This window comes from Brevibacillus sp. AY1 (genome assembly GCF_029870785.1).
Classification (GTDB): Bacteria; Bacillota; Bacilli; order Brevibacillales; family Brevibacillaceae; genus Brevibacillus; species Brevibacillus invocatus.
On the sequence record NZ_JAFLPN010000001.1, the window covers coordinates 217,285 to 236,944 of the forward strand.

Here is a 19,660-nt window from a genome sequence, read left to right on the forward strand (position 1 = left end):
GGAGTGTGGGAGTGATGTCCTCAAAAAAAGATCTTATTGCGCAGGGTGCGCTAAAAGCCTTTTCTCAGTACGGGTATAGTGAAACGACGATGGATAGCATCGCCGAGATGGCCCAGGTGGCAAAAGGAACCCTGTATTATCATTTCGCTACGAAAGAGGAGCTATTCTGGTACGTAGTCGAAAGAGGCGTGAAGATGCTGATCTATTCTGTGGACAGCGTGATACAAAATGATGCTCTATCCCTTGAGGATCGCATGATGAGTATATTGGATGGTCATCTTCACTTCTTTTCCGAGAATCGGGAGCTTTGCTTTCTTTTGTTGAGTATTTTCACCACGGATGAACAACGAAATCAGTTTGCCGGCAAGCTCCTGACCAACTATTTCTCGACGATGGAAATGTACATGAAGGACTTGAAACAGCAAGGGTACATCAAGCAGGATGCTGATATTCAGACACTGGCGTCCGCCATTTTCGGAATGGTAGGATTCACAGCCTTGCGCAAACAATTTCGGAATGAACCGGTCGATATTGAGGCTAGCAGACGAACACTTCTCTTGATGCTTGATGGTGCACTGCAAGCGTAGAAGTGTCGATAAAATTCGAGAGTTCAATGTGATGAATATGTACGAGTGAGGGGAAACAAGAGAGATGAAGAACAAACGAGCTTGGATAGGGGTAACAGGATTTGTAGCTTGTATAGCAGTACTGGGTACGCTTTTGATGGGACCTGGTGTAGGCAATGTCGCGGGGCATTCCCAAACGATGACAGGTGTAGTAGAGGGGACAGAAGTGGATCTTTCCTTTAAAATGGGAGGTTCGATCGAACAGCTCAGCGTGGCAGAAGGCGATGAGGTCAAGGCTGGACAATTGGTTGCGACCTTGAGCAGCGACGAGCTTCTCGCCAAGAAAGAACAGGCGCAAGCGGCCTATCAATTGGCACAGGTCAAGCTGGAACAAGCCAAAAAGGGCGTTGCTTTGACGGACAGCTCCAGCAGTGCGCAGGTCGACCAGGCGCAAGCGGTAGTAGCATCGGCCAAAGCCCAACTGGACGCCAACAAAAATGGAGCGCGTCAGGAAGAGATCTCCCAGCTGAAAGCTAAGCTGCAGGCGGCTCAAACCTCCAACGAAATCGCTGCAGCCAATTTGGATCGGATGCAGAAGCTGCTGGTCGAAGGGGCTGTTCCGCAGGTAAAAGTGGAAGAAGCGCAGATGCAGTACGAGAAAGCACAGGCTGAGCTGAAGGCAGCGGATGAACAGCTGAAAATGGCCCAATCCGGAGCGCGACGCGAACAGGTAGACGCCTCACAGGCTCAGCTGGATCAGGCAAAAGCGGCTTATGATCAGGCTGTAGCCAGTCGTGGACAGGTAGGCTTGAAGCAGCTGGATGTCAAATCTGCTGAAGCAGGCGTCCAACAGGCGAAAGGTGCCCTGGATGAGATCGAAGCCTATTTGAACAACACGAAGCTCACTGCCCCGGTCGATGGAATCGTCAAATCCATCGCTGTGCAAAAAGGCGAGCTGGTTGCGCAAGGCTTCACGGTGGCCACCATTCAGGTCAAAGCGGATAATTACGTCAAATTTTATGTGAATGAATACGCCTTGGCGAATTTGAAAACAGGAGATTCGGTCAAGCTGTCGGTACCTGCCTTGAAGCAGGAAGTAGAAGGAAAAGTGGTCACGATTGCTCCAGCGGCAGATTTCGCAGTGAAAAAGGCGACACAAGAACTCGGTGATCGCGATATTCGGGCTTTTGCGGTCAAAATGATCGTTTCGGATGCGAACATACGCCCAGGCTTGACTGTGGAGTGGGGGATCGAAGGAGCTGGTCTCGGTGAGTAACTTCTCCCACCTGTTCTGGATGGAATGGAAAAAATTATTTACCAATAAAACAATTCGACTCGTTGTATTCATCGTGCCGATCATGTATCTGACCTTGTTTGGCTTCCTTTACAGTGAGAAAAAAGTCATGTCGATTCCAACTGTTTTCGTGGATTCCGATCATACAGAGCTCAGTCGAGAATTGTATCGTGGATTTGTCGCTGATGACACATTCGGCATGATCGGGAGGGTGGATACCGAAGAGGAAGCGATGTCGCTGGTAGACAAAGGCGAAGCTCAGATCGCTTTGATCGTCCCGCCAGACCTGGAAAAGAACGTCAAGGCAGGCAGGGCAGCGGAAGTATTGACGGTCATTGACGGCAGCAATATCATGATCTCCAACACGGCGGTGCGAGCAGCCAACAGCGTGATCAAAACCGTCTCGGCTGGGGCTACTCTGAAAAAGCTGGAGGCAAGCGGAAGCTGGGGGGAAGAGGGGAAAGCCCTCTATACGGGCATCGATTTTCGTTACCGTGTTTTGTACAATCCTACTTTCAGCTACCTGTCCTTCATGGTTTTCGGCTTAGCTGGCACGGTTCTGCAGCAGGTGCTCTTTTTAGGCATCGCGCTTTCCGTCACACAACAAAAAGAAGACGGCACCTGGCGAGAGACACTAGCCAAATACTGCTTTTGGGAAATTACGGCAAGTAAACTGCTGCCATACTTCCTGGCTGGAACCTTGAATATGTTCCTTGGTTTCACCTTACTACTGAAGGGCTTTGGCATCCCGTATTACGGCAGTACAGTTGACCTGATGATCATTGCTTCATTCTTCAACCTGGCTGTACTGGCGATCGGTTACATGATCTCGTTTATGTTCAAGGATCAGCTGCAGTCTACACAGATTGCGATGCTGATTGCCGTACCTTCCTTCATGCTGTCCGGTTACACCTGGCCCTTTATTTCGATGCCGGGATACATCGCAGCTATTGGTAAATCCTTGCCATTGACCTATTTCTTGGATGGTACGAGAGAAATCTTGTCCAAAGGTCACGGGATATCCTCATTGTCTCAGGACTTGATCATCCTCGCGATTATGACAATGGTTAGCTTGTTTGTTTCATACCTGATCTATCTGTACCAAAACAGGAAAACAAGCCATCCTACTAGCGAATCAGTGGTGGGATAGACAATATTTTCTGAAAAGAAATCCTTGTGTTACAAAGAAACTATCCTTATACTTACTTAAAAAAGGCAGATTCTTCAACGCAAGGGGGACATTATGTCAGCAGCTCATCTGAAACAATTGTGCGAAGAGACGTATACGAAGTTGAAAAAGGTCAGCATGGAATTGGAACGCTATTTGAACCAAGTAACCTTAAACAGCCTCGTGGCTCAGTCAGGTGACCCAGAGGAATATGAATCCTACTATCGCAATTACCTTTCTGACCTGCGGCACTTGCTGGTATACTGTGAAAATGCGTACGAAAGGCTCGGGGTTTCCTTGCGCCGAGCACGATTTAACGAGGAGTTTGCAGAAGAGGTCTTGTATCAGGTGTACCATAGCTGTATTAACAATTTCTACTATCCGAAGGGCGAAGTATACGACGAAGATGGTAGATATGCTTATACAAATCAAGATTCCATTATTTTTCGTAAAAAAGTAACACCTGAACTTGAACAGCTGACCCTATCCCTGTCCAAGGTGTTCGAACAAATGCGTGACGAGCTCCAATATTACGAAACCGACTATATCACCAAAAAACGGATGCAAAAAGCACAGGCGTAACAGCCTGTGCTTCTTTATTTGTTCCGCTGATTCTTAAATAAGGACTAGACACCGACTGGCTGACGTAATGCAGCGATTTTTTCACCGATCGAGTCAAGCATGCCCTTGCGAGTGGCATCATCGACGTACGGAACAGCAGCGAAATTCTGGTAGGCTACCTCATAGCCGATCATCTGGAGAGTGCCCTCCACGATTTGTTTGCTGATTACAGTGTCCATTCCCTGGGCTGCCATTTCTTCAGCAGACTCTCGGGTAGTGGTAAAGACGAGAGCCTTCTTATTCTTTAAAAGGCCTACGGGTCCATTGGCTTCATAGTGAAATGCGAAGCCGTCTGTAAAAACTCGATCCACATACCCTTTCATGATGGCGGGGGCGGACCACCACCAGACAGGATAGATCATGACGAGCAGATCCGAATCCGTGATGAGGGATTGCTCTTCCTCAATATCACTACTTACATTTCCCTTTTCTACGCGTTTCATGTCCAACTGGTTGAAGACTGGCTGGAAGTTCATCTCGTACAAGTCGCGCACCGTGTAATCGATTTGATGCTTCTCGAATTCATCCGTTACGCGTTTGAGAATCTCATGGTTAAAGCTGGTGTTGCCATCATGCGCGAATACAATGCAAGCCTTCATGGGTAATTCCTCCTCGTTAATGGCCACAGATGCAGCAACTAGATAGGGGTTAAAATCCATTGCGAAGCCGCAGCAGGAATTTGTTGAGCAGGCCTCCGACAGATTTCGGTTTCGATTCTTGCTTGGGTTCTACAGCTTTCAGCTTGCGAATGGTTTGTGCACTGTCAATCATTCCGTATCCGTATAGCTGGTCGTGTCCAGGAGGGCCTAAATCTACAGCCGAATTTCGGATGTGCTCCATGATTTCACTGTTTTTCATGCGCGGATTGACGGAGCGCACCAACGATGCCAGTGCGGCAACATGCGGGCAGGCCATAGAGGTGCCGGACAAGGACGCGTAATCACTGTAGATATAGGTGCTCGGAATGTCTACACCGGGTGCAGCGACATCGATGTAGTCCCCAAAATTGGAGAAATCGGCGCGCTCCTTGAGATGATCGACAGCAGCGACGGAGAGTACTTCCTCGTAGGCTGCAGGATAGCTTGGCTGATCCGTTGCATCGTTGCCAGATGCAGCCACCAGGATGACATTTCGATCATAAGCATAGCGACAGGCATCTTTCAGAGCGGCAGAGGAGGTATAATTCCCGACACTCAGATTGATCACATCGGCTCCGTTATCCGTAGCCCAATAAATGCCCTGAGCGATATCGACTGCAGAACCAGAGCCGTCCGCACCAATGGCTTTGATCGGCATCAGCTTGCTGTTCCAGGACATTCCGGCAATGCCATCCTCGTTGTTTGTTTTGGCTGCGATGACGCCCGAAACGTGGGTTCCGTGACCATTGTCGTCCTGAGGAGTATGGTTGTCTTCCAGGACGTTGTAGCCCTCGACGAGCTTGCCGGCAAACTCGGGATGGTCCATGTCTATACCGGTATCCACAACAGCCACGATCACATCATTTCTTCCCTTGCTCACATCCCACGTCTGTTCCATCCCGATCAAGGAAAGGTTCCATTGATACTCCGTATAGTACGTATCGTTGGGTTTGCGGTTTGGCAAAAGGAGGTAGTTGGGTTCGGCGTAGACAGAATCCGGGTGCTCCGCCAATTTTTTCATCAGTTCCTTGGTTGAGAGGCTTTTCGATTTTAGGATGAGAAATTTGCCAAAATCACGCTTTATCTTTGCATCCAGTGAGGCGGCCATTTGTTCAATCTTGGCTTGATCCGGTCGGGGATGAAATCTCACTACGATCTCATGCTCCACGTAATGACTCCGGTCCCGCGAATTGTGGTGCAGGGTTTGAATATGTGCTTTCTTCTCCAGATTGCGGCGAATGTCTTTGACTTGCTCAATGTAGTTGATACGCGGAATGGACGCTTCACGGGAAGTGACTCGGGGATGAGGTTCGCGCATCTCCTGTTGGGCGTTCTGGCTGCGCATGGGAACCACGACCAATCCGATCAAGGCAAGGGCAACGACAAGCGGGGGCAAGATGCGCAAAAAAAATCACTCCCTCTATGCTATCTGCTTATAGCGTGTGCATGGAGAGAGTGTTTATGAAGGAAAAAGTTACATTTTAGATCAAACCAAGCTGTTTTAAACCGTGATGAATACCATCTTCATTGACGTGCTGCGTGACCATGTCGGCAAGTGGCTTCAATTCCTCGTGCGCATTCCCCATCGCGACTCCCATGCCTACAAAGGAAAGCATTTCCTTGTCGTTCAGGCCGTCGCCAAAAGCGACTGCATCAGATGCGGTCATGCCGAGATGCCGGAGCATGGCTTCGATTCCGCGGGCCTTGGAGCCTTGAGGCGGCAGGATGTCCAGCACCTGCGGATGCCAGCGTACATAGGAAACCTCCCGATAATTTTCCAGGTAGGGACGTTCCTCTGTTTCGTTGCAATATAGAAAGGCTTGGTAAATCGGCTTTTCCTGCCAATATTTCTGGCGGTAATCAGGGCTGGGCAATTTGAGAAAGTCGAAGGACTCCAGCACATACGGATGGTTTTCTGTATTGGCATAGCACGAATCCGCGCTAAGGAAGACCATAGGGTGATTGTTTTGACCGGCATACATCTCCAAGCGGTCCAAGGTTTGCGAGGCAAGTGGAGTGTGATGAACCAGTCTGCCTTGGTGAACCGTATAGGAGCCATTGAAGCTGACGAATGAATCGATTTCCAGCTGCTGCGCGACCGCTTGCAAATGGTAGGGAGATCGTCCAGTGGCAATGGCGACGTGAACACCGTTCTTTTTCAATTGCTGTACAGCGTGAACCGTGCTAGATGGAATGATATGCTCTGTATTTAACAATGTTCCGTCGATGTCAAAAAAGACGATTTGATAAGACATGATGTTCTCTCTCCACTCCTTTTTACACTCTTCTTTCATGCCGAAAAAAGAGGAAAAGGAATGCCGGGAAAAGACATTCCTTCTCAGTTTGACTATTAGAATACAGCTACTTGCGTCTCACTGTCAAATACATGGCACTTGGACAAATCCAGTCCCAGCCGAATGCTCATCCGGGGCTTTAACCCTTCGCGGGCATCCACGCGGGCGACCATCTGTGTACGCCCAATGTTATTGAAGTAAATATACAGCTCGGAGCCCATGTTTTCGACCACATCGATATGCGCATCAAGCGAGCTTTCGAACGGATTGGCTTCCAGAAATTGATGATCGCTGTACATATCCTCTGGGCGAATCCCGAAAATAATAGACTTGTTTACGTAACCCCGATCGCGGAGAACTTTTGCCTTGTCGTCCGGTAAGCGTAAATGTATGTGCTCGCCTTCAAAGTGCAGCTGGCCATCCTTTTCTACCAGCCTTCCGTTCAAAAAGTTCATCGAGGGTGAGCCGATAAAGCTGGCCACAAACTGATTGACCGGGTGGTTGTAGATTTCGTGAGGAGTGGCGACCTGCTGAATCAGGCCATCTTTCATCACGACGATGCGATCTCCCATCGTCATCGCTTCTGTCTGGTCATGGGTAACGTAAATGACAGTTGTATTCAATCGTTGGTGGAGCTTGAGGATCTCCGTGCGCATTTGCACACGAAGCTTGGCGTCCAGATTGGAAAGCGGCTCATCCATGAGAAATACCTGCGGTTCTCTGACTATCGCCCTGCCAAGCGCGACACGCTGTCTTTGACCCCCGGATAAGGCCTTGGGCTTGCGGTCCAAGAGATGTGAAATATCCAGGATTCTTGCGGCTTCCTCGATCCGCTGATTGATTTCGGCTTTGGAGAATTTGCGCAGCTTGAGACCGAAAGCCATGTTTTCATAGACATTCATATGGGGGTAAAGCGCATAGCTTTGAAACACCATCGCAATATCGCGATCCTTGGGCGCTACATCATTGACAAGCCGATCACCTATGTACAGATCCCCTTCAGAAATTTCCTCCAAACCGGCAATCATCCGCAGAGTCGTCGATTTGCCACATCCAGAGGGACCGACCAGAACCAAAAACTCCTGATCATGGATGTCCAAATGAAAATCATCGACTGCGACCACGTTGTTGGCAAAGCGTTTATATACGTGATTCAAGGTTACTTTGGCCAAGAAAAGGCACCTCCTCCATCAAATAAGGCAGGCAGATTCGTTGGTGTCTATCTGTATCGTACTGTTTAGAGGTTCGGAGTACTACGGGTATAATGCACAAAATATTTAGTCAATTCCGACGAAAGAGGAGGTGGAGCTGAAGCAGGACGGCGTCTGGAAAATGGCGCGGATCAAGTCCTGTGGCCTCGGTGATCTTGTCCAATCGATATAAAAGCGTATTTCGGTGCAAGAATAGCTGACGAGCTGCTTCGCTTACATTTAATTGGCGAGCGAATAGGGTTTCAAGGGTTTCTCTTTGTTCATGGGTTAACGGAGAAAAAGGAAGTACAGCAGACAAGCCATCCACTACCTGAGAAAACGTCTCTGGTGAAAGAGTGGATGCCCAGCGCTCCAACGGGTATTGCCAGCTCGCTGCAACCATGATCTTAGGACAAAATCGTTGCAGGGCAAGAGAAAGGGTATGTAATTGGAGAAACGATACTCCAACAGAAGCAGGCTGCTCGATTGGCAGGCTGACAAGCACCCTGAATTTTTCCATCCATTCGCAAGAGAGCATTTCATGTAAACCGAATGCTAATTCCAGAGCAATCTCACGTTCTAGTTTGTTGTCCGTATCCAAATACGAGAGAGGGACGAGCAACAAGCAAAGCTCCGGTTGAAGTGGGACGAGCTGGAGTGAAGCGTCGGCACCGGGAAAAAAATCCTTCAACAGTGGTTGTAGGGCTGACCATTCCATGTCCATGCGGCTCTCCGTCTGGCATCTCTGCAGGAAAAAGCATAGCCGCCGATCACGCCATGCCTGCTCGCGAACGTAGCGAGGGGGCGGAGTAGTAGGGACCTCCAGAAGTTGTACCAACCATCCTGTGAAAGGGTCCACGTTGGATATGGGTGTAAAAAGAAGCTCCAATAAAGAACGGGCAGAAGGATGCCAGTGCTCGGGCTGAATCATGACCCCTATAGTGCGGTCATCCATTCGTGTGACATTGCAGATTTCCCAACCGTCTTTCTCCTGTTCCATATGCAATTGATCGACTTCATGGTTTGAACATTCCAAATAACGTATCGGCAGGTTCGTAGATTGTGCAATTTTTTCGACCTTATTTCGCCAGTCCATGACTGCCCTCCATGCTTTTTTGTGTCGATATAAAAAATCGAGTAAGGCTATTATACCTTACTCGATGGCGAGTGTGGGCGCAGTTTCTTTCGATGTGGCTGCAACAACGGGTCGGAACTCCTCGGCTACAGAAGGACTGCTCGTCAACGTGTGCAGCGTAATCTCAGGGCGGGAACGAAGGCGCACATTCAAGCCGGTTTGACCCAATCCTTCGCTGATATAAAACGGACGTCCATCCACACGATGCAAGCCCTTGACCATGTTTAACTTGGGCAGTTTGCCCATCTTCGCGAGATGATACGGCTTGGGCCAATGGATCTGTCCGCCGTGAAAGTGTCCAGAAAGCAAGTAGTCGTAAGGATAATCCTTCATATGAAGCACAATATTCGGGTCATGGGTGAGGACCAATCTCGCACCCTTGTCAGGCACCTGCTGGAACGAACGCGCGAGTCTGCTGCGGCGCGTCGCAAAATCATCGACACCGATGATGTGAAAGGGCTGACCGTGATGATTCAGGGTTACATGCTCGTTGATCAATACATGGCAGCCTAGTCTTTCCAGCTCTGTTTTCAGCTGCGCTAGCTTGGGCGGAGACAGAACGTAGTCGTGGTTGCCAAATACGACGAAGGTTCCGTATTTTGGAGCTAATTGCATAACGGTTTCTACATACGCGACAGCCTTGGGAATATTTTTATGGCGATCCAGCAAATCGCCTGTAATGGCAATCAAGTCCGGATCGTGATCTGAAAAATCAGCAACGATCCGTTTAGCATCGATCGATAGGTTTTCCATATGCAAGTCAGACAAATGCAAAACCGACATCGGTTCATAATCGTCTGGTTTCGGAACGTGTGCAGAAGATTGAAGCGAGACGGAAATATGCTTGGTTTGGAGATCGTGCGTATTTCGGTTTGCGCGCAAATAAAGAAGGGCGACAGCAGCAATAAGGAACATCCAGGTCATTTGTCTGTCACCTCCAGGTTTATTGTCAGCAAGGCTCATTATACTAGATTTTATTCTTGTTTGAAGAAGGTGGATTATGGAAGCAGGAATTTTGACAAAAAGAAAGAAATATTATGAAAGTTGAGTAAAAAAGATTCCATGAGGAGTATAAGGAGAGTGGGCTCATGAAAGTAGAAAAAATCCCAGTAGCACCAGGGAACTTTAACCTGAAAAACTACGACGAAGCATACGCCAACTTCGATTGGGCAGATGTAGAAAAAGAATTTACTTGGTATGAAACAGGTAAATTGAACATGGCCTATGAAGCCATTGATCGTCATCTTTTGACAGAACGCAAAGATAAGACAGCCTTGCTATATAGTGATGCAGTCCGAGAAGAAAGCTACTCCTTTGCCCAGTTGAGTGAATTATCGAACAAGTTTGGTAACGTCCTTCGCAACTTGGGTATTGCCAAGGGAGATCGCGTTTTTGTCTTTATGCCTCGTACGCCGGAGCTTTATGTAAGCGTTTTAGGAACCTTGAAAGTCGGCGCGATTGTCGGACCGTTATTCGAAGCTTTCATGGAAGCTGCTGTGCGCGATCGCTTGGAAAACAGTGAAGCAGTGGCGATCGTCACGACACCAGCTCTCTTGTCTCGCGTGCCTGTAAAAGACCTGCCTGCGCTCAAGCACGTGATTCTGGTCGGAGCAAAGGGAGAATTGGAGGAAGGGCAAGTCAGCTTTGAGGCAGCGATGGCGGACGCTACATCTGATTTTGAGATTGAGTGGGTCGACCGCGAAGATGGCATGATCCTTCACTATACGTCTGGATCGACAGGCAAGCCAAAAGGCGTACTCCATGTTCATAATGCCATGATCCAGCACCTGCAGACAGGTAAATGGATTGTGGATCTGCAAGAGAACGACGTATACTGGTGCACGGCAGACCCGGGCTGGGTGACTGGCACTTCCTACGGGATCTTTTCACCTTGGTTAAACGGTGCTACGATGGTTGTACGGGGTGGAAGATTTACGCCGGAGGACTGGTACAAAACGATTGAAAAGTACAAGGTAACGGTGTGGTACAGTGCCCCGACAGCATTCCGAATGCTGATGGGAGCTGGCGACGAAGTGATCAAGCAATTTGACCTCTCCAGCCTGCGCCACGTCCTGAGTGTCGGCGAACCCCTCAATCCAGAAGTCGTATACTGGGGACTTCGGGCCTTTAACCACCGGATTCATGACAACTGGTGGATGACCGAGACGGGTGGTCAACTGATCTCCAACTTCCGCTGCATGGAAATCAAACCTGGCTCTATGGGCAAACCATTCCCAGGTATTTACGCCGCGATCATCGACGATCAGGGCAATGAATTGCCGCCAAACCGGATGGGGAATCTTGCCATTCGCACAGGCTGGCCAGCGATGATGAGACAGATTTGGAGCAATCCAGCGAAATACCAGGAGTATTTCAATATTCCAGGATGGTATGTTTCGGGCGATTCTGCTTACAAGGACGAAGAAGGCTACTTCTGGTTCCAGGGAAGAATCGATGATGTCATCAACACTTCCGGCGAACGCGTAGGACCATTTGAGGTAGAAAGCAAGCTGGTTGAGCATCCGGCAGTAGCGGAAGCAGGTGTCATCGGCAAGCCTGACCCGGTACGCGGGGAAATTATCAAAGCGTTCATATCTCTGCGCACAGGATATGAACCAAGTGAAGAACTGATGGACGACATCCGTAAGTTTGTGAAGGAAGGACTTGCTGCCCATGCAGCACCGCGTGAAATCGAGTTCCGTGACAAGCTTCCGAAGACTCGTTCTGGAAAAATCATGCGCCGTGTTCTGAAGGCGTGGGAATTGGGTCTTCCGACTGGCGATCTCTCCACGATGGAAGACTAGACGATCAACCGTACAAAGCCATCTCTCATTTCCGGGAGATGGCTTTTCCGTAAAGGCTGCAATCAGGCTATCGATACCTTTCAGACAAGGGATTGACGACCGTACGCAGAAGGTGATGCTGTTCAACAACATGAGGAAACGGTGGTGTGATTTCATGCACGTCTACCAGCAAATCGAGCGAGATGAATCTTGGCTCAAGCAGGTACTGGAGGGGATTGTCGAGACCTCTCGCGATCATCTGATCATCACGGATGGCGAAGGGTTCATCCGACTGATTGGGGATTCCTGTGAAGAGATGTACGGCAGAAGCAAGGAAGAGCTTTTGGGGCGTAATGTGATCGAATTGGAGGAAGAAAAGATTTTCTACCCTTCTGTCACCCACATGGTTATGCAAAAGCGAATCCCGCAAACGATCCTGCAGGAAACCAGAAAAGGCCAGCAATTGATGGTCTCTGCCTATCCCATATACTCTTCAGAAGGAAAATTAATCGCGGTCGTCAATTATTCACACGATCTGACTGAGATTCTGGAATTAAAGCAGCGCTACGAGAGTATGAATCAACAGCTGAAACAGTTCGAGAGCGAGATAGTAGAGCTGCGCGAAAAGAGTCAGGATGGTGTCGTCGCCGTAAGTGAAGCCATGCTTGCGATCAATCGATTGATCAAAAAAGTGTCTGTCGTCGATTCGAATGTCCTCATTCTCGGCGAATCTGGCGTAGGGAAAAATGTGATCGCCAAGGATATTCACCGCAATAGTCGCCGCTCAGGTGGACAATTTGTCGAGATCAACTGTGGCTCCATTCCAGAGGGACTTCTCGAATCTGAGCTTTTTGGGTATGAAGCTGGATCTTTTACCGGTGCAGGCAAGACCGGAAAGCAGGGTATTATCGAGATGGCAAATGAGGGAACCCTTTTTCTGGACGAATTGGGGGAGCTGCCGCTCACCTTGCAGGCCAAGCTGCTGAAGGTGATTCAGGAAAAACGGCTGCAGCGAATCGGCAGTACGACTTATCGCGAAGTGGATTTTCGCTTAATCGCAGCGACGAACCGCAATCTGGAAGCGATGGTGAAGGAAGGGAAGTTCCGACAGGATCTCTATTTCCGGCTGAACGTCGTGCCGATACAAGTGCCGCCTCTTCGGGAGCGTCCTGAGGATATTGCAGCGCTAATCAGGGTCGTGCTGCGCAACCTGAACGAGCGTTACGGACTGGATAAGCGATTGGATGGAGCTACGACGGCTGCATTGCTGCAGTATGACTGGCCGGGGAATGTTCGAGAGCTGGAAAACGTACTGGAGCGCATGGTGGTCACAACCGACGAGGATAACATCACGATTGCTCATTTGCCGCCAGAGGTTCGGACAGGATACTCGGAACAGACGGAAATCGACCCGATGATGACCAGCTTTTCGCTGAAGGAAGCGCTGGAGCAGGTGGAAGAAAAGTGGATGAGGTATGCCGAAGAGCGATGCAGGACTACGGCAGAGATGGCCCAAATGCTGGGAATCAGCCAGCCTTCTGTCGTTCGCAAGCTGCAAAAATACCAAATTCGCCATTGATTCATAAATGAATTCATTAATTCAATATTGAATCGAGATATTCGGCGATTTTAATTCAAATTTGGATAACGGGGTGGAAAGGATGCCAAGACAAAGAGCTTTTATCGGGTTTTAGTGCTTGGCATGCTTTTTGCATTAATAAAAAGCTGAAGGTATTCATCAATCTTAATTCATTTCCTATCTAAAGGAGTTGGATCGAATGTCCAAACAGCGTAAATTCGTCAATGTATCTGCAGGTGTGCCAGGTCCTAAGGGCGCGTCTATTATTGCCAGAAGAGAAAAAGCAGTACCAAGTGGAGTCGGAAACAACACACCAGTAGTCGTTGAGACGGCATCTGGAGCTTTACTTCATGACGTAGATGGCAATACGTACTTGGATTTTGCTGGTGCGATCGGCACTATTAATGCGGGGCACTGTGCTCCCGAGGTCGTAAATGTGCTGAAGGAACAGCTGGACAAATACATCCATACCTGCTTCCACGTAGCCATGTATGAGCCATACGTGCAGTTGGCTGAAAAGCTGGCTGAAATCACGCCGGGCAGCTTTGAAAAGAAAACGATGTTTGCCAACAGTGGAGCGGAAGCGGTAGAAAACGCGGTAAAAATCGCACGCAAATACACAGGTCGCCAAGGAATCGTTTCCTTTACTCGCGGTTTCCATGGTCGCACCCTTTTGGGAATGTCCCTGACGAGCAAGGTGAAGCCTTACAAATACAAAATGGGTCCATTCGCACCAGCAACCTACAAAGCCCAGTTCCCTTACATGGCAAACAAACCAGTGGGGATGACGGAAGAAGAATACGCTCAATACTGCGTCAATCAATTTGAAGACTTCCTTCTGACAGAAGTGTCCCCTGAGGAATTGGCTGCGGTGATCATGGAGCCGGTACAAGGAGAAGGTGGCTTCGTGATTCCTCCAGTCTCTTTTGTCCAAGGCATCTACAACATTTGTAAAAAACATAACATTCTCTTTATCTCTGATGAAATTCAAACAGGCTTCTGCCGTACTGGTTCGATGTTTGCGTCCACGCACTTCGGGATCGAGCCTGACATCATCACCATGTCCAAATCCATCGCAGCAGGTGTGCCAATCAGTGCGGTTACAGGGCGTGCGGAGATCATGGACGCACCGACGGCAGGAGAAATCGGTGGCACGTACGGCGGCAGCCCACTCGGTTGCGTAGCGGCTCTGGCTGTCATTGAAAAAATGGAGCGTGAAAACCTGGCAGAGCGCGCACAAATCATTGGTGATACGATCCAAAAGCATTTCCGTGACCTGCAAAAAGAACTCCCTGTAATCGCAGACGTACGTGGTCTCGGAGCGATGTGCGCAGTAGAGTTCGTAGATCCGCAAACCGGTGCTCCGGCGAAGGAATTGGTAGGCAAGCTGACAAAAGGCTGCTATGAAAATGGTGTCGTTGTCCTGTCTGCTGGTGTGCACAGCAACATTTTGCGCTTCCTGACACCTCTGGTCATCACAGATGAGCAACTGCAGGAAGGCTTGGACATCATGACCGATGTTCTGAAAGGCATATACGTAACCAACTAATCTCTCGCATGGGGTGAAGCAGGATGAAAAAACATTTGTTCATCAATGGAGAATGGAAAGAAGCAAAGGAGTACCAACCCCTGTATTCTCCTTTCTCTGGCGAACTCATCGCAGAGATTGGGCAGGCGGATGCAGCGGATGTAGATGAAGCGATCGAAGCTGCGGGTAAAGCAAGCAAGGATATGGCGAAAATGCCTGCGAGCAAACGGGCTGCGATTCTGGAGAAAGCAGTCGCCATTATGGAGGCGCGTCAGGAGGAACTGGCGCAAATCCTTGCAACAGAAGCAGCCAAACCGATTCGCACAGGTAGAACGGAAATCGCGCGGACGATTCAGACCTACAAATTCGCTGCTGAGGAAGCAAAGCGGATACATGGCGAGACGATTCCGCTGGATGCAGCACCTGGCGGAGAGGGGAGACTTGCGTTTACGGTCCGCAAGCCTATCGGTGTAGTAGGGGCAATCACGCCGTTTAACTTCCCGTTCAATCTGGTAGCCCACAAGCTGGGACCTGCATTTGCAGCAGGGAATACGGTCGTGCTGAAGCCAGCAAGCCAAACACCGCTTAGCTCCCTCGTGTTGGCGGAAATTTTTACAGAGGCAGGCTTGCCAAAAGGAGCCTTGAACATTTTACCTGGAAAAGGCGCTATCGTTGGTGAGAAGCTCGTCCAGGATAACCGCATCGCGGCCATCACCTTTACAGGTAGCCCGGAAGTAGGCATCGCGATGAAAAACAAGGCTGGATTGAAGCGGGTAACACTGGAGCTTGGCTCTAATTCAGCCCTGATTATCGATGAAACGGCAGAGATCAACCAAGCTCTGATCGATCGCTGCGTCATAGGCGGCTTCTCTTTCAGTGGGCAGGTTTGCATTTCCTTGCAGCGCGTTTATGTGCATGAGAGCAAATACGAGGAATTCCTCGGCGCGTTTAAGGCAGCAGCTGAAAAGCTCGTGCTCGGAGATCCACTGGAAGAAGCGACTGATATGTCCTCGCTTATTTCTCCCAAAGACCATCAGCGTATGACGGACTGGGTGGAAGAAGCGATCTCCAGAGGAGCAAATGTGGTGACAGGTGGCAAGCCGGTTTCTGACCGTTTGTTTGCTCCAACGATCTTGACGAACGTAGCGCGTGACATGAAGTGCTCGTGCCAGGAAGTTTTTGGCCCTATCGTGGTAGTGACACCTTTCCAAAGCTTCGATGAGGCGATTGAGAGTGTGAATGACTCTCGATACGGTCTGCAAGCCGGTATTTACACCAAAGACATCCACAAGGCGATGAAAGCAGCGGACGAGATGGAAGTTGGCGGCGTGATGATCAACGACGTTCCGACCTTCCGCGTAGACCACATGCCGTATGGCGGTGTCAAAGAGAGCGGCTTTGGACGTGAAGGCATCAAGTATGCGGTTGAAGAAATGACCGAATTGAAGCTGATCACGATCAAGCTGTAAATCTTCGGATGTTCAATTTAAGAAAGCGAGCCTGAAATGGGCTCGCTTTCTTTGTGTTACTCGATCAGGATTGTTCTCGCTAATCCATATGTTGAATCAGATAGCCTGCATCAGCACCAACACCTCCCAGCAGGGCAGAGGAACGATTATGCTGCCAAGGCTGACCGATATAAAAGAGGCCTTTAATCGGGGAAATCCCTCTTTCGTGAAGAGGGCGTCCTGCATCGTTCAAGGCGCCAGGTACGTGCAGCCACTCATAGCTGGGACGAAATCCGGTTGCCCAAATGACGTTGGAGAAGCTGGCTTGTTCCCCATCAGAAAACGTAGCGAGGTCACCTTGTATGGAGAGTGTACGCTCGGCAATCCGCAGCTTTCCAGACCGTTCCAGCTCTCGCATCTGTTTTTCATAGCCAAAGATCGGATCAGGTCGCTGCTTCCATCGCTTTCCGATCCAGCTGGTACCTGGGAGCGTCAAAAGACCCGCTGCTTTCAGCAACCAGAAGATCGACACCCCCATGATCGTGATGGGAAGGAAGGATCGTGACTGTCCCATCGACAGGATAACCGGACGAGAAGCAGCCAGTTCTACCGCAATTTGCGCCCCGGAGTTTCCACCGCCCACGACTAAGACGGGACCCGGCTGCAGCTGCAGCTCATTTCGGTAATCAGCTGTATGCAGAGAAACGATGTCTTGGGCAAGCTCCATATGTTTGTCCGGAATGTACGGGGTATGAAAGGGGCCAGTGGCAATGACGACAGAGGGAGCGCTCAGCACTTCATCCGTCGTGAATACTTGGAAGCCTGACTCCGTTTTCTCTACACGTACCACGGTTTTTCCCGGCATGATCGGCAATTGGAAGTGGTGGGCATAAGCTTCCAAATAATCAGCCGTTTCATCTTTCGTAGGTAATTGATTCCGATCTCCAGAAAAAGGGAAGCCGGGAAGGTCATTGAAACGACGAGGAGTAAACAAGACCAGCGTGTCGTATCGTTTGCGCCAGCTATCGCCGACACGTGCTTGTTGATCTATCATGACAAACCGTTTATTCATCCGTTGCAAATAATAGCCCATCGCAAGTCCTGCCTGACCGCCACCAATCACGATCGCATCGTAATCGAACATGTGATATCCCTTCTTTTCTTCAACTGTTTAGGAATATCATACCAGATATATTCAAACGTTCAAGTGTGTATTTGAATGAAAGGTGAAAAATGACATGATTACATAGATTCGCATATAATAGAAAAATAGGAAAAGATAATCATAGAAATGGAGGGAGGAAATTGCCGGTTAAATTCCGTAGCCTGCTCTTTGATTGTATCGGGGCAGTCATACTGGGGCTAGCTGTCGTTTGGCTCACGACAGGGGGAACGAGTCAGTCCGTTTTTACGAGTTGGATAGAGTGGTCACCGCGATGGCTCGATGTGAAAACCTTTTTCCTGAGTATCATCCTGGAAGCCATCCCATTCGTTCTGCTAGGTGTCTTTTTTTCTGCGTTTATCCAAACGTTTGTGACAGAGGAACAGGTGCGTCGATGGACGCCTAAAAATACGTTGGTGGCACTGCCTTTTGCTGGTCTGCTAGGTTTTATTTTTCCCGTATGCGAGTGCGCCATTATCCCTGTTGTTCGTCGTCTGATTCAGAAAGGGATGCCCTTGCATGTAGGGGTTGTGTTTTTGCTTGCTGGACCGATAGTAAATCCGGTCGTGCTATCCTCCACCTACACGGCTTTCACCAGACAACCGGATATGGCTATGTATCGTGGCTTGTCCGCCCTGGTTGTCGCCTTTATCGTAGGCCTGCTGGTGTTATTCTTTGTGAAGAAAAATCCGCTGCGACTGGGCATGGACGCTCAGATCAAGCATGAAGCCTCACATACCGAAGCTTCCCGTGGCAAGCTTTCCGCTACATTTTCCCACGCGGTGGATGAATTCTTTGATATGGGCAAATTTTTGTTGTTCGGAGCTCTCATCAGTGCCTTGCTTCAAGTATTCGTCAGTAGGGAGACTTTGCTTGGAATCGGACAAACCCCGTTTACCTCTCATCTGGTCATGATGGGGATGGCGTACATACTTTCCTTGTGTTCAGAAGCAGATGCGTTTATTGCCGCTTCGTTCTCCAATACGTTTCAAAGCAGCTCGCTATTGGCATTTCTCGTCTTTGGACCCATGATGGACTTGAAGACGACTCTGCTGTTGTTTAGCTCGTTCCGCTTTGGGTTTGTAATCAAGCTGATCCTTGCCGTCACTATTACGGTATTCGTGGTCACTATACTCATGCCAGTGTGAAAGGGGATGTGAAATGGATCAGAAGAAGTGGAAGCGTCATTATTTGCTGCGTAGTTTGATTCTCTCGGGTTTTGCGATATGGATTGCTGAAATGATCATCACGGAGAGACTGAGCCACTATCTGGCCCCGAGACTGCACATGTTGATCTACGTGACCCTGGTTGTGTTGATCATTCTGACCGTGACAAGCATTCGTCAGATTTTTGTGGGTAAGAATGAGGATGATTGTGATTGCGATGCCCACAAAATGCCGCAGACAAAATGGGGAACGCTCCTCGTATACGGGCTGTTTGCTCTACCGTTGGCCATGGGATTTGTCATGCCGGACAAAATTTTGGGAAGTGCAATGGCAGAAAATTTGGGCGTTACCTTGCTAAGCAATGATGTCCGCAAATTGGCAGAGGTAAATGCAACCGCGAATTCAGCTCCCCATGTACCAGCAGCATCAGAACAAGTTCAGGATGACGAGGCGCCATCTGCTGAGCAAGCCAGTGGTCAAGATAAGCCGCAAATCGAGCAGGAGAAACAGGAGTCTGTTTTGCCGGACTCCGGAGGCAAACCGGATGATGCCCAGCTCCAAGAGCTCTTTGGGGATAGCAGCTTTGGCGATTTTTACAGAGACATCGCGATCTATTTGTACAAACAGCCTATCATTAAGCTGGACGACAAGGTGTTCCTGGATGGCTTGACCGCGATGGAGCTGTACGCCAAGCCATTTTCGGGTAAAGAGGTTGAGACGATGGGCTTTGTCTACCATCAATCTGATTTTTCCGAGCAGCAGTTCGTTGTAGCACGTTTTTCCGTATCCTGCTGCACAGCTGATGCCAATGTTTTCGGCATTCTGGTGGAAGACAGCGAGGCCAAGAAATATGAGATCGACAGCTGGGTAAAGGTGAGAGGAAAGCTGGAATTGCGAAGCGCCAATGGCTATGACATGCTCGTTTTGCGGGCAAGTCAGGTTGAAAAGGTGGATGCACCTAAGGACCCGTACGTGTATTACAGCTTTGATACACCCATTGAAAATTGAAATGGAATAGTCCGTAAGTAAAGGCGTGGCGAAAGTAGCAAAACTACTGACGTACACGCCTCTTTTTTGTCATTTCTTT

17 protein-coding genes are annotated in these 19,660 nt (G+C 49.2%); 10 read left to right on the plus strand and 7 right to left on the minus strand.

The window, feature by feature from the left end:
* Positions 1 to 14 precede the first annotated feature (14 nt).
* From JZI27_RS01125 to JZI27_RS01140, 4 genes are all read left to right on the plus strand, one after another.
* A complete protein-coding gene (locus tag JZI27_RS01125) occupies positions 15 to 587 on the plus strand; it encodes a TetR/AcrR family transcriptional regulator (protein ID WP_057133886.1) in 573 nt (190 codons plus the stop codon).
* Between the two features lie 64 nt (positions 588 to 651).
* Positions 652 to 1,842: an HlyD family secretion protein gene (locus tag JZI27_RS01130; protein WP_057133823.1), complete on the plus strand. Its 1,191-nt coding sequence runs from the start codon at positions 652 to 654 to the stop codon at positions 1,840 to 1,842.
* A complete protein-coding gene (locus JZI27_RS01135; RefSeq protein ID WP_057133822.1) occupies positions 1,835 to 3,010 on the plus strand; it encodes an ABC transporter permease in 1,176 nt (391 codons plus the stop codon). Before JZI27_RS01130 ends, JZI27_RS01135 begins: the two co-directional genes overlap by 8 nt.
* Positions 3,011 to 3,103: 93 nt before the next feature.
* Positions 3,104 to 3,610 (plus strand): DUF3907 family protein, encoded by a 507-nt coding sequence (locus JZI27_RS01140; protein ID WP_057133819.1) that lies wholly within the window; start codon positions 3,104 to 3,106, stop codon positions 3,608 to 3,610.
* A 44-nt stretch (positions 3,611 to 3,654) separates the two neighbouring features.
* Here the strand turns inward: JZI27_RS01140 and JZI27_RS01145 are convergent, their stop codons facing one another.
* From JZI27_RS01145 to JZI27_RS01170, 6 genes are all read right to left on the minus strand, one after another.
* On the minus strand, positions 3,655 to 4,248 hold the full coding sequence (locus JZI27_RS01145) for an NAD(P)H-dependent oxidoreductase (RefSeq protein WP_280206352.1): 594 nt from the start codon (positions 4,246 to 4,248) through the stop codon (positions 3,655 to 3,657).
* 49 nt (positions 4,249 to 4,297) lie between these two features.
* Positions 4,298 to 5,692, minus strand: a complete 1,395-nt coding sequence (locus JZI27_RS01150) for a S8 family peptidase (RefSeq protein ID WP_057133817.1) — start codon at positions 5,690 to 5,692, stop codon at positions 4,298 to 4,300.
* 76 nt (positions 5,693 to 5,768) lie between these two features.
* Positions 5,769 to 6,542 carry a Cof-type HAD-IIB family hydrolase gene (locus tag JZI27_RS01155; RefSeq protein WP_057133883.1) on the minus strand — a complete coding sequence of 258 codons (774 nt, stop codon included), beginning with the start codon at positions 6,540 to 6,542 and terminating at the stop codon, positions 5,769 to 5,771.
* 95 nt (positions 6,543 to 6,637) lie between these two features.
* Entirely contained in the window at positions 6,638 to 7,753 is a 1,116-nt protein-coding gene (locus JZI27_RS01160; protein ID WP_122907154.1) for an ABC transporter ATP-binding protein, read from the minus strand.
* A 109-nt stretch (positions 7,754 to 7,862) separates the two neighbouring features.
* Positions 7,863 to 8,867 (minus strand): PucR family transcriptional regulator, encoded by a 1,005-nt coding sequence (locus tag JZI27_RS01165; RefSeq protein WP_122907153.1) that lies wholly within the window; start codon positions 8,865 to 8,867, stop codon positions 7,863 to 7,865.
* Between the two features lie 57 nt (positions 8,868 to 8,924).
* Complete coding sequence (locus JZI27_RS01170; RefSeq protein WP_280206357.1) at positions 8,925 to 9,830, minus strand: metallophosphoesterase; 906 nt, start codon at positions 9,828 to 9,830, stop codon at positions 8,925 to 8,927.
* Between the two features lie 164 nt (positions 9,831 to 9,994).
* Between JZI27_RS01170 and acsA the strand changes: the two genes are divergently transcribed.
* The 4 genes from acsA to JZI27_RS01190 all read left to right on the plus strand — a co-directional run bounded on the left by acsA (position 9,995) and on the right by JZI27_RS01190 (position 16,265).
* Positions 9,995 to 11,710, plus strand: a complete 1,716-nt coding sequence (acsA, locus tag JZI27_RS01175; RefSeq protein ID WP_057133811.1) for an acetate--CoA ligase — start codon at positions 9,995 to 9,997, stop codon at positions 11,708 to 11,710.
* Positions 11,711 to 11,864: 154 nt separating this feature from the next.
* A complete protein-coding gene (locus JZI27_RS01180; RefSeq protein ID WP_481752787.1) occupies positions 11,865 to 13,268 on the plus strand; it encodes a sigma-54 interaction domain-containing protein in 1,404 nt (467 codons plus the stop codon).
* Between the two features lie 199 nt (positions 13,269 to 13,467).
* Positions 13,468 to 14,817 (plus strand): 4-aminobutyrate--2-oxoglutarate transaminase, encoded by a 1,350-nt coding sequence (gabT, locus tag JZI27_RS01185; protein ID WP_057133810.1) that lies wholly within the window; start codon positions 13,468 to 13,470, stop codon positions 14,815 to 14,817.
* Positions 14,818 to 14,840: 23 nt separating this feature from the next.
* The gene (locus JZI27_RS01190) at positions 14,841 to 16,265 is read left to right on the plus strand and encodes an aldehyde dehydrogenase family protein (RefSeq protein ID WP_122907150.1); all 1,425 of its coding nucleotides are present in this window, start codon (positions 14,841 to 14,843) and stop codon (positions 16,263 to 16,265) included.
* Positions 16,266 to 16,344: 79 nt separating this feature from the next.
* On the opposite strand, the gene JZI27_RS01195 is transcribed toward JZI27_RS01190, so the two are convergent.
* Positions 16,345 to 17,388 carry a flavin-containing monooxygenase gene (locus JZI27_RS01195; RefSeq protein ID WP_280206360.1) on the minus strand — a complete coding sequence of 348 codons (1,044 nt, stop codon included), beginning with the start codon at positions 17,386 to 17,388 and terminating at the stop codon, positions 16,345 to 16,347.
* 275 nt (positions 17,389 to 17,663) lie between these two features.
* On the opposite strand from JZI27_RS01195, the gene JZI27_RS01200 reads away from it, so the two are divergent.
* Both JZI27_RS01200 and JZI27_RS01205 read left to right on the plus strand, forming a co-directional pair.
* Entirely contained in the window at positions 17,664 to 18,554 is an 891-nt protein-coding gene (locus JZI27_RS01200; RefSeq protein WP_280206776.1) for a permease, read from the plus strand.
* A 13-nt stretch (positions 18,555 to 18,567) separates the two neighbouring features.
* Positions 18,568 to 19,581 carry a TIGR03943 family putative permease subunit gene (locus JZI27_RS01205; RefSeq protein ID WP_057133808.1) on the plus strand — a complete coding sequence of 338 codons (1,014 nt, stop codon included), beginning with the start codon at positions 18,568 to 18,570 and terminating at the stop codon, positions 19,579 to 19,581.
* Positions 19,582 to 19,660 lie beyond the last annotated feature (79 nt).